We start from the raw sequence: 15,614 nt of genomic DNA, 5'->3' as shown, positions 1-15,614 counted from the left end.
TGGAGCGGGAAACGAGACTCGAACTCGCGACCCCGACCTTGGCAAGGTCGTGCTCTACCAACTGAGCTATTCCCGCATCACGAAAATAGTGCTTTAGCTAAAACATCAAGAAAGCTTGGAGCGGGAAACGAGACTCGAACTCGCGACCCCGACCTTGGCAAGGTCGTGCTCTACCAACTGAGCTATTCCCGCATACCATTTCTGGATGTTTTCCGCGCCGATATTATTACAAAAACTTCATCGGTACGGGGAGCGCATTATACGAAAAATTCAGAGACTAGCAAGCCTTTGCACTCAAAATTTTTATTTTTTTGTTCGTTTGTCGACAAAATAGTCACAATGGTGATTTTATCAACACACGTTGTAAAAACCTGATTTCAATACATTAACATTGGTAACTTACTCAACGATAATATTTATATCAGCCTATGGGTCGCAGATTTATAAACCTTTTCATTTTCACTTTTACCAACTGCGACAACAAAAATAACAATTTCATCATCGATAACTTGGTACACAAGGCGAACCCCTGATGCCCTTAATTTGATTTTATAGCAATTCGATAACTCTCCGTGTAACCGCAAAGATTCTATGTAAGGGTTTAATTGTAATTTTTTTAACTTCTTTTTAAATTGTTCTCAGATACTGCAATCAAGCTTTTTCCATTCCCTTAAAGCACACCATCAAATGCAATATCAAATATCATCAATATTCACTCTTATTCGTTTAGCTGGTTTTTTTAAACGATTACGCACAACAGCTAAAATATCCTCATCTTCATCCGCCTCACTCACAACAATAGAAACCTCAGAAAACGGAAGCTTTTCATTCTCTGCAACATAACGGAGAAATAGCCTTAGCGCTTCGGATGGGGAAAAGTTTAATTTATTAAATGCTTGATACGCATCTTTTTTTAGCTGTTCATCAACTCTAATTTGTATAGTACTCATCATAATTTCCTTTCAGGATCTACTGTTAGGGTGATGTAATGACAAATGTAATGCAATGTGTAATGCAGTATCATATTTAAAGACAAAAAAAGCCGCCTCAAGGGCGGCACCTTCGTTAATTCAACATTTATTCTTTGATAAATGTTTCTCGATAATAAGCCAGCTCAGCGACTGATTCGCGAATATCATCAAGCGCTTGGTGGGTATTTTTCTTCGAAAAACCCGTTAAAATTTCAGGCTTCCAACGACGAGCAAGTTCTTTCAATGTGCTCACATCTAAATAACGATAATGAAAATAACTTTCTAATTCAGGCATATAACTAAATAAGAAGCGTCTATCTTGCCCAACGCTGTTACCACAAATTGGCGATGCACCTTTAGGCACCCATTTCTCAAGAAACTCAATCGTGGCTAGCTCAGCTTCACGTTCGCTTACTGTGCTTTTACGTACACGTTCAACTAAACCGCTTCCTGTATGCGTATTCACATTCCATTCGTCCATCAGAGCCAGTTGCTCATCCGTCTGATGAACTGCAATCACAGGGCCTTCTGCTAAAATATTAAGATGGCTATCTGTTACAATGGTCGCAATTTCAATAATGCGATCACGAACGGGATCGAGGCCAGTCATTTCTAAATCGATCCAAATTAAATTATTCTCATTCTTTTGCATGATATACCCTAACTGCATTCTGTGAAGTTAGGGTATGATAGCACTCTTCATGCCTTAATGCGTGAGTGATATTCCAACGACAGCCAATAGTGAAGAGAGGACAGGTGGCTAAACAGAAACTTTCGAAAGGCCAACAGCGCCGAGTTCAAGAAAATCATCAAAAAAGACTGAAAAAACAAAAAACAGTTGAAATCGATGATAGCCAATTAGGTGAAGCACAAGAAGGCTTAGTCATTAGCCGCTTTGGGCAACATGCTGATATTGAAGCGAACGACGGCACCATTCAACGCTGTAATTTGCGCAGAACTATTTCATCCCTCGTCACAGGGGATAACGTGGTGTGGCGCCCTGCGTTGAATACACAAACTGAGATCAAGGTTAATGGCATTGTCGAAGCTGTTCATGAGCGCCACTCTGTACTTACTCGCCCTGATTATTACGATGGTTTGAAACCAATCGCTGCAAACATCGACCAAATTGTCGTTGTTTCTGCAATTTTGCCAGAACTTTCGCTCAATATTATCGACCGCTATCTTGTCGCCTGCGAAACAATTGGCATTCAACCGATTATCGTCCTTAACAAAGTTGACCTACTTGATGACGAAAACCGTGAGTGGGTGAGCGACTTGATGACAATTTACAGCGAAATTGGCTACCAAGTGTTAGAAGTCTCCAGCCATACTAATGAAGGAATGGAAGCACTTACTAACGCGCTAGCAGGGAAAGTTTCAGTATTTGTGGGTCAATCAGGTGTCGGTAAGTCCAGCCTACTCAATGCATTGCTCCCGCATAACGAAGAAACCATTTTAGTTAACGATGTTTCAGATAACTCAGGTCTGGGGCAACATACCACAACGACTGCCCGCTTATACCACTTCCCACTCGGTGGCGATGTGATTGACTCCCCTGGCGTTCGTGAATTTGGTTTGTGGCATTTAACCACGGAACAAGTGACGAAAGGATTTGTCGAATTTAAAGATTACCTTGGCGGTTGTAAATTCCGTGACTGTAAACATTTAGATGACCCAGGTTGTTTGTTACGTGAAGCCGTAGAAACAAACAAAATTGCAGAATCGCGCTTTGAAAATTACCATCGCATCTTAGAAAGCATGGAACAAGTGAAGCCGCGCGGCAATTTCACTGGAAAAGAGAAATAAAGTTAGTAAGTACTTACAATTTTATTACTCAATTCTTTGCTCTAATTGACGCTAATTTGCGCTAAATAGTTCAAGCTATCGCTGGGTATTAGCCCCTAACGCGACAGTTTGAAATACAACGAGTAAACTGTGTACAATAGCGGCCTTTTCGCTAACATACCTTTAAAAATCAGAGGTTAACGTGCTAGACAAAATTAAAATTCGCTTGCAATATATGCTTCCAAAACAATGCCTTACTGAATTTGCAGGCTGGTTTGCAAGTCGCAATGCTGGGTTTATGACGCAATGGGCAATTAAACTATTTGCTAAAGCCTATAAAGTGAATATGAATGAAGCGCAAAAAAGCGAACTCACCGCATACGCAACCTTTAATGACTTCTTTATTCGTCTACTCAAAGAAGACGCTCGCCCAATTGTTGAAAAAGACAACCAACTAGCACAGCCAGCTGACGGCGCAGTGAGCCAATTAGGTTCTATTCATGATGACCAAATTTTCCAAGCAAAAGGCCATAACTATACCGTTGAAGCCTTACTGGCAGGTCAACACCAATTAGCAGAGCGTTTTCGTGGCGGTGAATTCATTACCACTTATCTTTCGCCAAGTGACTATCATCGCGTCCACATGCCTTGCGATGGCTTACTTAAAGAGATGATTTATGTTCCGGGTGATTTATTCTCTGTAAATCCATTAACGGCACAAAACGTCCCAAACCTGTTTGCCCGTAATGAGCGCTTAATTTGTGTCTTTGATACCCCTGTTGGTCTGATGGTGCAAATTTTAGTCGGTGCCACTATTGTGGGTAGCATTGAAACGGTTTGGAGTGGTTGTGTAAATACCTGCCGTGAAGGCGTAATCAAACGTTGGGTTTACCCTGAATTAAATTCTGAAGGCGCTGTTTTCCTGAAAAAAGGGGAAGAAATGGGCCTGTTTAAGTTAGGTTCTACCGTCATTAACTTGTTTGAACCAAACAAAGTGACCTTTAATTCATCACTCATCCCAGGCTATGCAACACGCATGGGTGAATTACTCGCCGAGACGGTTTCGGTTGAGACTCATAACGAATCTGTCGGCGTTTAATTTACGGTTATGTCCTTGAAGGAGCTCCTCACTGTGCGTTTGATTATCAGTTTTGTACTTAGCTTGTTAATCGCTTTTTCTTCTGTTGCGGCGCCCATAGCATCGCAGGATGAGGCACAGATTAAGCAGGAGCTCAAACAACTTGAATCGAGTACTAACCCAAAAGACGCGGAAATTGCGCAAGCATTGCAAGGTGCGCTCAATTGGATGAGCGAAACCCGCGATTCCGATGCCAAAGTAAAGTCTTACCAAGAAGCCATTGATAACTTCCCTAAAATTATCAAAGAAATACGCCAAAAATTACTTAATGAAAACGATGAACCTGCCCCTATCCCTGTTGGAATTAGCTTAAGTGAACTTGAGCAACGCATTATCCAACTAAGTAGCCAATTACTAGATCAAAGCCGTTTAACACAGCAGGAACAAGATAAAGGCCGTGAAATCAGTGAATCATTGAGCATTTTGCCTCAACAATTGTCTGAAGCAAGGCGCTTACTCACGGAAGCAACATCCCGCTTCCAGTCGTTAAGTACTGCATCAACACCTTTAGCTGATGCCCAATATACCTTGGCTCAAGCCGAAGTAAGTGCTCGCAAATCTACAGTAAACGAACTGGAAATGGCGCAGCTTTCCGCCAATAACCGCCAAGAAATTTCACGCCTGACGTTGGAGCTGTATAAAAAACGCTATCAACGCATGGAACTTGAGCTACAAAACCTACGTGATTTCCAGAATACTCAGCGCCAGCAAAAAGCAATTTTGGCGCTAGAACACACGGAAATGTTGGCTGCTCAAGGAGAGCTGACCCCCTTCTTAAAAGAAGAATTAGATATTAACCGCAAGATGTCTCAGGAGCTGACTCAGCAAGCTCAACGTATGAGTGCGATTAATACCAGTCAAACCGAAATGTCCACCAGCATTCGCGATGCACGCCAAGCGCTGACAACAATCCGTGAGCAAGCTCAGTGGATCAGCAGTTCAAGTACCCTTGGTGAAGCTCTAAGAACACAATTATCTCGCTTGCCAGATATTCCCAAAAGCCAACAGCTAGACCGCGAAATGGCAGATTTACGTGTTCAGCGCTTAAATTACGAAGATGCCCTTGATAGATTAGGTAAAATTGATACCACCGAGCAAGAAACTGAACATGCCCTCAACCCAGCGCAAGTTCAAGTATATCAATCGCTGATCAAAACTCGCCGAGAGCTCCTTACCTCATTGATTTCAGGCCTTGATGCCGAAATGTTGGAACTGACTAAGCTCAATGTGGCTACAGGGCAGCTCACTGATGCGCTTAAAGAAGTCAAAGATGCCTCAAACCGCTATCTATTCTGGGTGGCTGATGTCCCCCCTATTAATATTAAATATCCAGTCTTATTAGTTACTGATATTACACAGTTGCTATCACTGGATACGCTTTCCCAAGTCGCTGGTGCACTAAATGTGATGCTCACCACGCAAGATACCTTTTTGTATCTTTTGGGTTCTATCATTTTGGTTATCTTCAGCGTAAGTACACGCAAGCATTATCAAGCCTTTCTTGATCGCTCCAGTTTACGTATCGGTAAAGTGACGCAAGACCGCTTTTATTTGACTATCAGAACTATCTTTTGGTCAATTATCGTGGCTCTGCCATTACCCATGATGTGGTCTGCTATTGGTTATGGGCTACAGAGCGCATGGCAATATCCGATGGCAGCCGCCATTGGTTATGGTGTCAGCGCGACCACACCGCTATTATGGCTATTTATGATCAGTGAAACGTTCTCTCGTCCAACAGGTTTATTTATTGCGCATTTTGGCTGGGATAAAGACGCGGTAAAACGGGCGATGCGTTATTACCGTATGGCGATATTTGTCATTGTTCCATTGGTTATGTCAATTATTACCTTCGAACACTATAGCGACCGCGAGTTCGCTGCCAGTGTCGGCCGTTTCTGCTTTATTTTCCTCTGTATCGCTTTAAGCTTAATCACCAATAACTTACGCCGTTCTCAGATCCCACTCTATTTGGATAGGCACAGTTCAGGGGATAATGTTGTTAATAAAGGCCTATGGTGGATGATCTTGCTTGCCCCAATTGTGGCGGCATTTTTCTCTATCCTCGGCTATTTCTCCACATCACAAGCGTTACTTGCTCGCTTAGAAACCTCTGTAGCGATTTGGTTTGTGATTTTAATTGTCTATCACACCATTCGCCGTTGGATGTCGATGCAGCGCCGTAAACTGGCCTTTGAACGTGCGAAACAGCGCCGTGCTGAAATCCTCGCACAACGAGCAAAAGGGGAAGACGATAATGCGCAATCAAGCGGCAGTAGCGAAGGGAATATTGATATCGAGGAACAGGTTATCGACCTTGATACTATTAGTACCCAATCTGTTGGCCTAGTGCGCTCAATTTTAACCATGATAGCCTTGGTTTCCTTAATTTGGCTGTGGTCTGAATTGCATACGGCGTTTTCTTTCCTTGAAAATATTCGCCTCTGGGATGTGACCTCCACTGTCAACGGTGTGGACACCGTGCAGCCGATTACGATGGGATCCATTTTTATTGCGATTTTAACGATTATTGTCACCGCACAGTTGGTAAGAAACCTGCCTGCATTGCTTGAATTAGCCGTATTACAGCATTTGGACTTAACACCAGGTACTGGCTACGCCATTAGCACACTGACGAAATACACCATTACGATCATTGGCACGATTGTTGGTTTCTCAATGTTAGGGATCGAATGGTCAAAACTGCAATGGTTAGTTGCTGCGATGGGGGTTGGGCTTGGTTTTGGTTTACAAGAGATCTTCGCCAATATTATTTCAGGTTTGATGATCCTATTCGAAAAGCCTATCCGTATTGGCGATACCGTTACAATCCGCAACTTAACGGGTAGCATTACCAAGATCAACACCCGTGCGACGACCTTAACGGACTGGGATAGAAAAGAAATCATCGTGCCAAATAAAGCCTTTATCACTGAGCAGTTTATCAACTGGTCGCTCTCCGACACCGTCACTCGTATCGTGATGACTATCCCTGCGCCATCTGATGCAAATAGCGAACTAGTCACCAATACAATTTTGCGTGCGGCAAAACGCTCCACAATGATCTTAGACAACCCAGCTCCTGAGGTTTATTTGGTTGATTTGCAACAAGGTATTCAAATATTTGAATTGCGGGTGTATGCAGCAGAAATGGGGCACCGTTTACCCGCTCGCCATGAAATTCATCAAAATATCTTGGCTTCCTTCGCAGAACAAGGCATTACCTTGCCGTTTCCACCATTCCAAGCAAGGGTGGATGTACGCGATAACTCGCTGCAAAGTGCAACTAACAACCTTTCTGCGCGTAATCCTTCACGTAAATCTGGTGAGCTGTAAACCGTATTATGGCGCAAGGTTTAAATGATAAAGACGAAGGTATTATATTGCGGATCACTCAACTCGAACGGGTTGGGTCGATTCTCTTCTTTTTGATCCCATTAATTATCTTATTAATTATTGGAAAGGCATTCGCTTTCAACACTCTCTATCTCTGGCAAATCTATTGCCTGGTTTATATTGGGGTATTTCGAATGCTTGCAGCCAAGCTTTCATCAAAGCCATTGCAACTAGAGATCCGACGTGGGTGGGGATATAACCGCTTTTACCGATTGAGTTGGGGCTACCTTATTGTGTCCATAATCATCATGGCGGGAGCCCAGTTGTTCTCCCGCTAATCAATAAGAATTAACCCGCTTTATGCCCGTAAGACTTGATATAACCTTCTGCCAGTTTTTGTGCTTGCTCCAGTTCCGCTGAGCTTAATTGAGCGGCGATTTTATTTTGTAGGCGATGGCTTTCCGCATTACCGCTATACACCGCGGTTGACAGCCAAGCATAAGCTTGCGATAGGTTTTTTTTCACACCTCGACCTTCAGAATACATCACGCCAAGGCGGTCTTGAGATTTAGCATCTTGCTGTTTAGCCGCTTTGCGAAACCAGAACACGGCTTTTTCATCATCTAAATCAACACCACTACCAATTGAATACATTTGACCAATATGGAATTGTGCGATCACATTTCCACCTTGTGCTGCCTTTCTAAACCAAAATGCCGCTTTTTCTAAATTCTGCGTCACACCAAGGCCTTGCGCATACATCATTGCCATATTGGTTTCTGCACGTGTGTCGCCGTTATCTGCAGCTTGTTCATACCACAGCATCGCTTTGTCATAGTCGCGGCGAACGCCAAAACCATTCACAAACATGGTACCTAGCCGAAACTGAGCATCAGAGTTACCTTGGTTTCCAGCCTTAATAAACCACTCAGCAGCAATTTTAGAGTCTTGGGAAACACCTTGGCCTTTGAAATAACGTTCACCCAGTTGAAATTGAGCGTTTGGGTCACCTTTTTGCGCTAACTGTGTAATTTGCTCAAGGGTAGGCTGCTGTGTTGATGAAGCCGCTGTCGGAGCAACAACAGGCTTAGCCGTTAAAACAGAACTAAAACAAACAGAACCCAACAACAGTGCTAACGCAACTTTTTTCATCCTAAGGAACCCTCAACAGTGCAATCTGCTAACTGTGAACACAGTGCTATCCATTAATATCGACTCAAACACCCATTCCCCTAGTGTAAATTCAGTTTAAGTAGGAAAAAATAGGAAAAGTGACCTAATTTTCACAAAAAGCACGTTTCGCTGCATAACACACGGGTTATTCTGATTTTTAATCCAGAAATACAAAAAAACCAGACAAACATGGGGTCTATCTGGCTTATTTATATCATAAAAATAGATTGTTACTGATTAAGGTATTGATGTCTTAAATAACGTGCAACGGCGTCATCCGCATTTGAACCAATGACCTCCATTTGTGGTAAGGCATCTTTAAGTAATTGATGGGCATTTTGCATAATGCAGCCTTTTCCTGCGACAGTCAGCATCTCTTTGTCATTCATGCCATCGCCAAATGCAATACTGTCATTGGCCATTAAGCCATGCAGCGCCGCAACCTGCTTGAGAGCCTCTCCCTTAGAAACCGCTCCCGCCATGACTTCCAAGCAACTGCGTAGAGAAAACGTGACATTCACGCGGTCTTGCCAACGGTTTTGAATGCGCTGCTGTAAATCCACCAGCAAATCGTGATCTTCACTCGTGAAATAGACTTTGCAAACTTCAGATGTTGCAAAGTCATGGCGATCAAATAACTGGTAATTAAAAACTGACTCTTTAAAAAATTCTTTTTGTTCAGGGCTTTCTCGGTTAATAAACCAGTCATCACCGTGATAATAATTGGTGATAAGTTCTGGATTATCAAATTCCATCAAACAAAGTTCATGCGCAATTTCAGCATCCACATTATGCTCAAAAATTAAATCCCCATTGGTATTATGGATCCTTGCCCCATTCGAGGTAATCATATAGGCATCAATGCCTAACCCATCACGGATTTGTGCAACATCCACATGATGGCGACCCGTTGCAAACACAAAACGGACATCTTGTGTTGTAATGAGTTGTTTTAAGGTGTCTTTAGTATAAGACGTTAAATCATGGTTGGGCGATAACAGTGTCCCATCCAAATCGGAAGCCACTAACGGATATTTCATATTCGAACCCTAACTAATACTGGTCAAAAAAATCACAGATAGCATTGAGTGCCATGGCCCTTAATGCATCCACTTCAAATAGGATTTCATGGTGAGCCCCTTCGATAATGAGGGGTAATTTTTCTTCTCGTCCTATTTGCGCTTTTTGCCGACTTTGACAAAAAGCTTGTAGCTCTTTATTGCTGACCACTTTTTCTTCACTTGCTTCTAACACCATCAGTGGTACATCAATTTCTCCCGCTTTTGCAATTAGCGCATCACCAATCGCAAAACTTTCACGCAACCAGTGGTATGTGGGGCCACCAAGTCGCAATTCAGGGTAGTCCGCATAGTAACGTAAATAGCGCCGATAACGCTCTGAACTATGGGTTAATACGTTGATTAAATACGGTAAAGGTTGCCACTTGCCTGTTGAAGCGGCGTAATCATTACGGACACTCTCACGTGATTCGGCTCTATCAACGATAAAACTGGCCATCCAACGTGGCATCGGTAAATTGATACCAATCATTGGTGCACATAACGCGGCTGCATCAAAGGTCACATGGTCCCGCAGCAAATAACCCGCTAAAATGGCACTCCCCATTGAGTGCGCCAATGCATAACACTTCAGGTAGTGGCGATATCTGACTTCTAACTCAATAAACTTTTCAAAATCATCGATATAATCAGTAAATTTTTCGACATGGCCTTTTTGGGGATCCGCTAACATGCGCCCCGAGCGCCCCTGCCCACGATGATCAAGAATAAAAACATCATAACCTAAGTGATAAAAATCATACGCCACTTCAGGGTATTTCATGTAGCTTTCACTACGACCAGGAGAAATGACAATAGCTTTATGATGCTTCGGATGAATAAAACGAACATAGTGGATAGGAATATCATCGACGCCCTGAAAATGCAGTTCTTCACGACGCTGCCAGAAGTCTAAAAGCGGACCATTCGCAAAAGCTGAAAACTGAGTTTCTCGCGTTAACCAGCGCTTTTTTAGGCTTTCAGGCGTCATCCTACAGTTCCTTATTTATTCATTCATAACCTTCAAGGTGGTCTCGGATGAGAGTCATAAACGACTCGCCAAAACGCTCCAGTTTGCGTTCACCAACACCATTAATTAGCAACAATTCTGCGGAAGTTGTCGGAACATGTTCTGCCATTTCGATTAATGTAGCATCGTTAAAAACTACAAATGGCGGGATATTGTCCTCATCTGCTATCGACTTACGTAATTTTCGCAGTTTGGCAAACAGCTTCTTATCATAGTTGCCATGGTAAACTTTGTTTTGCTGATTACGGCTTTTTGTGACTAAAACCCGTGGTACGGCAAGCTGTAACGCAGATTCCCCGCGTAAAATGGGCCTTGCCGCTTCCGTTAACTGCAGCGCGGAAAAATGAGTAATGTTTTGAGTGATCATCCCTAAGTGGATCAATTGACGGATCACACTTATCCAATGTTCATTGCTTTGCTCTTTGCCGATACCATAAACAGGTAATTTATCATGGCCTAAATCACGAATGCGTTGGTTATTTGCCCCGCGCAATACTTCAACAATATAGCCGATACCAAAGCGCTGACCAACACGATAAATGCAAGAAAGTGCTTTTTGAGCATCAATTAACCCATCGTATTGCTTTGGTGGGTCTAAACAAATATCACAGTTACCACAAGGCTGCTGACGGTTTTCGCCAAAGTAGTTAAGTAGAACTAAGCGACGACAAGTTTGCGCTTCAGCAAAGGCAGCAATGGCATTAAGTTTGTGCCGTTCAATATCCTGTTGCATGCCTGCGGGTTTTTCTTCAAGACAACGACGCAGCCACGCCATATCCGCAGGGTCATAAAATAAGACAGCTTCAGCTTCAACACCATCGCGCCCTGCTCGCCCAGTCTCTTGGTAGTAAGCCTCGATATTACGTGGGATATCAAAGTGCGCCACAAAACGGACATTTGATTTGTTTATCCCCATACCAAATGCAACTGTCGCAACGACAATCTGTAAATTATCTTTTAAAAATGCATCCTGTACCCACTCACGCTGTTGGCTATCTAACCCTGCATGGTAAGCTGCAACACTTAATCCACGTTTTTGCAAACGTTCCGCGGTTTCTTCCACTTTGCTACGGCTATTACAATAAACAATACCTGCTTTGCCTTTTTGGCCTTTAATGAAAAACCAAAGCTGATCTAAAGGCTTATATTTTTCGACCAAGGTGTAACGGATATTCGGCCTATCAAAACTACTGATATGAACGAGTGGATCATGGAGTTCCAATAAGCGGATAATATCGGTTCGTGTGGTTTCATCGGCCGTTGCGGTTAGTGCCATAACAGGCACATTGGGTAACGCTTGGCGCAACTGCCCTAATGCACGATATTCAGGCCGAAAATCATGTCCCCATTGAGAAATGCAGTGAGCTTCATCCACCGCTAATAACGTGATGTCCCAGCTTGAAAGCTGATTGAGAAAATAATCAGTTAATAGCCGCTCAGGGGCAACATACAACAATTTGATCTCACCACTGCTGCATAACTCCATGATTTGACGCTGTTCTAACGGAGTTTGAGATGAGTTTAAACAGGCCGCATTCACACCATGCAAACGTAGTTGGTCAACCTGATCTTTCATCAAGGAAATAAGCGGTGAAACCACCAATGTCACGCCTTGCTTTACAAGCGCAGGGACTTGATAACACAAGGACTTTCCACCACCCGTTGGCATTAATACTAAACAATCACGGTTATCTAAAATAGCACCGATGACCGCATCTTGGCCTGGACGAAATGACTGATAACCAAACGTGCTATTAAGCACGTTTTCAGCCAGTGAAAGTTGGTTAATGACACAAGCAGTGGACACAAACTTCCTCTATTTCTAAAACAAGTCGCTGCCCATGTGAGCAGCGAAATTGTTGGTTTATGACACGGCAATTTAGCCTTGTCAGATAATATGGGGCGATGGGGAATCTAAACTACATCATATCGTTTAGCATAACACCAATACCAAAACGTGTTTGGCGATAATTGTAGTCTATCATTGACTCACCATAACCGCTAAATAACTGGGTATAAAATCGCACATGTTTACTGATTGGATAACTCCAACCTAATTCTGCACCACCATACCCTGTATTCCAATTATAACGACCAGTAGTAGTAAAGGCACTGTCCCCCAACGCATAGCCGACTTTTACACGGTAATATCCCATGTATTTTGTGATGTCTGAGTTATCATCACTGCCTTCACTTTCATGAATGCGATACCACGGTTTGAGATCAACCTGCCAATTTCCATTTTGCGCCATGGCTCGTGCATAAATACGGTTCCAACTGCGGGATGTAGGGTCAGAGCGACCATTGGATTCATGGTTAAAACCCGTTTCAAATTCACGTAGGGTCCAGCCTGCAAATTGATAATCAGTTAACCAACCGACAAATACTTGGGGCTCGTAATTAGTTTCCCTAAAAGGGGAGGATTCTTGTTTATTACTCAGCTGCCACCAAGAACGCTGAGTATACGAAACCGCTAAAATAGAGTCATCCCCAGCAATACCCGCCCAAAGTGGAAATGCTAAGCTTAATTGAAATTTAACTTCATCCTTTAACGCATCATCACCCCAGTTATAACTGGAGATTGCGTTTTTATTCATCGAAGAGGTATAGGTATAAATAATGTAATTAGATTCATAAGGATACAAAACAAATGGATTATCATAATTTTGCAATAAACCAGAAATAATGCTACCGCGAATTGGCGTGTTATCCTTTATATTCTGATCAGCTTGAACATCCGTATTTTCAGTAGCAAACAGTGAAGCAGACCAAAAACAGAGCACTGCACTTATCAACATCGGTAAAGCGCGCATTAGTCATTCCTATTTTCAGTGTCATAAAAATAAAGTTTGTCCTATTTTACACACAAAACTGCTTTGCTGTTGAAAGATTATTCATATGTTTGTTAGAGACATAGTTAATACATAATGTTAACGTTCTATTTACATGTTATTTAAGGGATGAAACCGATGAATGACCGTACTTATTCTTTAGAAGAAGCCAGTGAGCTAATGAGCCACGCATTTATCTATAAAATGCCTTTTAATCAGCTAATCGGTATTAAACTGGCACACATTAACGATGATTTTGTTCAACTCACCATTGAGAATCGCCAAGAGTTGATCGGCAATTTTACGCAAAATATTCTACATGGTGGCGTGATTGCTTCTATTTTGGATGTTGCTGGCGGGATGGTGTGCATTAACCGCATTTTACAGCGCATTAATCCGCTCACTCATTCTGAAATTGTCGATAAAATGTCTCGCATGGGCACCATTGATTTACGTGTCGATTATTTGCGCCCAGGTCGCGGAGAGGTATTTACAGCGAGTGCAAGCTTATTGCGGGATGGTAATAAGATTGCTGTCACGCGTTGTGAATTACATAATGAAAATAATCAACATATTGCAACGGCAACGGCAACTTATCTCGTAGGATAAACCAATCTTGTAAATAATTAGTTACCTAGTAAACTAATAGCTTGTAAAAAAACATGAGCAATGTCACATTAGAAGCATCAAAAATCGAGCCGCATGATCTGCATAATCTACGGCTCGTTATCTCTGTATAAGTTTCTTTTTTGTCTTTAATTCAATTTCAGAGCCAACAATGAGCCAGCAAAATACTACCAAAGGCGTGTTATGTGCCTTAGGCGCCTATTTTATTTGGGGTGTCGCCCCTATTTATTTTAAAAGCATCCAAGAAGTGCCCGCAGAAGAAATCCTGACTCATCGTATTATTTGGTCATTTTTCTTTATGCTTTTGTTATTAACTGTAACACGGCACTGGAGTTATCTACGCCAAGTTATCAAGCAACCAAAGAAAATATTAATTTTAGGTGTTACCGCAACCACGATTGCCTGTAACTGGCTGATCTATATTTGGGCTGTCAATAATGGTCATATGCTACAAGCCAGCCTTGGCTATTTTATTAACCCGCTCGTTAACGTCTTATTTGGGATGCTATTTCTACAAGAACGTTTCCGCCGCATGCAATGGATAGCCGTAGGTCTCGCTTTAACTGGCGTTTTAATCCAATTGTGGCAATTCGGTTCTGTTCCCGTGATTGGCTTAAGTCTTGCTGTAACCTTCGCAACTTATGGATTATTACGTAAAAAATTAGGGGTTGATGCACAAATTGGAATGACCTTTGAAACACTTTGGTTACTCCCTGTCGGCATTATCTTCCTGTTATTCTTTGCAGACAGTCCGACTAGCAATATGGCAATGAATGATTGGCATCTCAATGCATTATTAATTGCTGCTGGGGTTATTACTACGGTGCCATTACTGTTATTTACTGAAGCGGCTAATCATTTAAGACTATCAACATTAGGCTTCTTCCAATACATGGGGCCAAGTATTATGTTCTTATTGGCAGTGTTTATGTATGGCGAAGTCATGACATCTGAGTTGCTAATCACCTTTGGTTTTATCTGGGTTGCATTAATTTTATTTACATTAGATGCATTATATACTCAACAAAAACTGAGAAAAAAATAACGCTTATTGTATTTTTGTATCTCAATTAGCTGTTCATTAGCCCTAAACTCAAACACCAGCGTCCGTTTTATATTTAAATCGGTGTTGGTGTTTCATTATATGGAACCAAAACAATTAATTTAATTAATGAAAGAGATTTCATGAATTTAATTTTCAATGTCCTATGTCTTTTATTTTTAAATAACCGTAAATAAAATAGATTAATTATCATTAAATATCCTTACCTCTCTTCCGTAACCAACAATATGACATAAAAATCAAATAGTTAGACCCGACTAATTAAGCTTGATTTTCTTCTTAAAATGATAATTATTTAACTTATCTTAAATTCACTTCAATTAATATCTCATCTACTAAACAACTTATTGAAATAAAAGTAGTTGTTTATTTTTTTCAATTAATGATTGCTTAATAGGAACTTGGTAATTATATTGTACGCCGTTTGTATTCACCCCAGCGGATGGTGATGGTCCGATTCATCACTGACGTTTCATTAAAGTGCGCACGATGACATTCAATTTAAGATGTCCTGGTGCGAGGTTTTCTGAAATTGAATACAGCCGGCTCTAAAATTTAATTTAATACAATCATGTAGCGGTAAGGCTCTAAATAATTCG

13 protein-coding genes, 2 tRNA genes and 1 pseudogene are annotated in these 15,614 nt (G+C 41.8%); 6 read left to right on the top strand and 10 right to left on the bottom strand.

Annotated elements, in window-relative coordinates:
• From AABS66_RS05780 to orn, 5 genes and pseudogenes are all read right to left on the bottom strand, one after another.
• A tRNA-Gly gene (locus tag AABS66_RS05780) sits at window positions 1-76 on the bottom strand.
• 40 nt (window positions 77-116) lie between these two features.
• Window positions 117-192: transfer RNA gene (locus tag AABS66_RS05775), tRNA-Gly, on the bottom strand.
• 224 nt (window positions 193-416) lie between these two features.
• Window positions 417-706 (bottom strand): annotated as a pseudogene (locus AABS66_RS05770) (type II toxin-antitoxin system RelE family toxin).
• Window positions 696-950, bottom strand: a complete 255-nt coding sequence (locus tag AABS66_RS05765; RefSeq protein WP_430224691.1) for a type II toxin-antitoxin system RelB/DinJ family antitoxin — start codon at window positions 948-950, stop codon at window positions 696-698. Before AABS66_RS05765 ends, AABS66_RS05770 begins: the two are co-directional and overlap by 11 nt.
• A 127-nt stretch (window positions 951-1,077) precedes the next feature.
• On the bottom strand, window positions 1,078-1,623 hold the full coding sequence (gene orn, locus AABS66_RS05760; RefSeq protein WP_206083149.1) for an oligoribonuclease: 546 nt from the start codon (window positions 1,621-1,623) through the stop codon (window positions 1,078-1,080).
• Between the two features lie 104 nt (window positions 1,624-1,727).
• Here orn and rsgA point away from each other — a divergent pair, with 104 nt between their 5' ends.
• The 4 genes from rsgA to AABS66_RS05740 all read left to right on the top strand — a co-directional run bounded on the left by rsgA (window position 1,728) and on the right by AABS66_RS05740 (window position 7,571).
• Window positions 1,728-2,780 carry a small ribosomal subunit biogenesis GTPase RsgA gene (rsgA, locus tag AABS66_RS05755; RefSeq protein WP_206083148.1) on the top strand — a complete coding sequence of 351 codons (1,053 nt, stop codon included), beginning with the start codon at window positions 1,728-1,730 and terminating at the stop codon, window positions 2,778-2,780.
• A gap of 181 nt (window positions 2,781-2,961) precedes the next feature.
• Window positions 2,962-3,858, top strand: coding sequence for an archaetidylserine decarboxylase (asd, locus tag AABS66_RS05750; RefSeq protein WP_206083146.1), 897 nt, complete (start codon window positions 2,962-2,964; stop codon window positions 3,856-3,858).
• A gap of 33 nt (window positions 3,859-3,891) precedes the next feature.
• Entirely contained in the window at window positions 3,892-7,233 is a 3,342-nt protein-coding gene (gene mscM / locus AABS66_RS05745) for a miniconductance mechanosensitive channel MscM (protein ID WP_206083144.1), read from the top strand.
• Window positions 7,234-7,241: 8 nt separating this feature from the next.
• On the top strand, window positions 7,242-7,571 hold the full coding sequence (locus tag AABS66_RS05740; protein ID WP_206083142.1) for a hypothetical protein: 330 nt from the start codon (window positions 7,242-7,244) through the stop codon (window positions 7,569-7,571).
• Between the two features lie 10 nt (window positions 7,572-7,581).
• On the opposite strand, the gene AABS66_RS05735 is transcribed toward AABS66_RS05740, so the two are convergent.
• The 5 genes from AABS66_RS05735 to pldA form a co-directional block, all read right to left on the bottom strand.
• The gene (locus AABS66_RS05735) at window positions 7,582-8,385 is read right to left on the bottom strand and encodes a tetratricopeptide repeat protein (RefSeq protein ID WP_206083140.1); all 804 of its coding nucleotides are present in this window, start codon (window positions 8,383-8,385) and stop codon (window positions 7,582-7,584) included.
• A gap of 251 nt (window positions 8,386-8,636) precedes the next feature.
• The gene (gene yigL / locus AABS66_RS05730) at window positions 8,637-9,446 is read right to left on the bottom strand and encodes a sugar/pyridoxal phosphate phosphatase YigL (RefSeq protein WP_206083138.1); all 810 of its coding nucleotides are present in this window, start codon (window positions 9,444-9,446) and stop codon (window positions 8,637-8,639) included.
• A 13-nt stretch (window positions 9,447-9,459) separates the two neighbouring features.
• Window positions 9,460-10,455: a lysophospholipase L2 gene (gene pldB / locus AABS66_RS05725; RefSeq protein ID WP_206083136.1), complete on the bottom strand. Its 996-nt coding sequence runs from the start codon at window positions 10,453-10,455 to the stop codon at window positions 9,460-9,462.
• A gap of 19 nt (window positions 10,456-10,474) precedes the next feature.
• On the bottom strand, window positions 10,475-12,301 hold the full coding sequence (gene recQ, locus AABS66_RS05720) for an ATP-dependent DNA helicase RecQ (protein WP_272539547.1): 1,827 nt from the start codon (window positions 12,299-12,301) through the stop codon (window positions 10,475-10,477).
• Between the two features lie 112 nt (window positions 12,302-12,413).
• Window positions 12,414-13,307: a phospholipase A gene (pldA, locus tag AABS66_RS05715; protein ID WP_430224690.1), complete on the bottom strand. Its 894-nt coding sequence runs from the start codon at window positions 13,305-13,307 to the stop codon at window positions 12,414-12,416.
• A gap of 156 nt (window positions 13,308-13,463) precedes the next feature.
• Between pldA and AABS66_RS05710 the strand changes: the two genes are divergently transcribed.
• Window positions 13,464-13,934: a thioesterase family protein gene (locus AABS66_RS05710; protein ID WP_206083130.1), complete on the top strand. Its 471-nt coding sequence runs from the start codon at window positions 13,464-13,466 to the stop codon at window positions 13,932-13,934.
• A 169-nt stretch (window positions 13,935-14,103) separates the two neighbouring features.
• The gene (gene rarD, locus AABS66_RS05705; protein ID WP_206083128.1) at window positions 14,104-14,997 is read left to right on the top strand and encodes an EamA family transporter RarD; all 894 of its coding nucleotides are present in this window, start codon (window positions 14,104-14,106) and stop codon (window positions 14,995-14,997) included.
• The last annotated feature ends 617 nt before the right edge of the window (window positions 14,998-15,614 follow it).

The organism is Providencia sp. SP181 (assembly GCF_050446505.1).
Taxonomy (GTDB): Bacteria; Pseudomonadota; Gammaproteobacteria; order Enterobacterales; family Enterobacteriaceae; genus Providencia; species Providencia vermicola.
The sequence above is the reverse complement of the archived record's forward strand: the minus strand, read 5'-3'. Positions and strand labels throughout refer to the sequence as shown.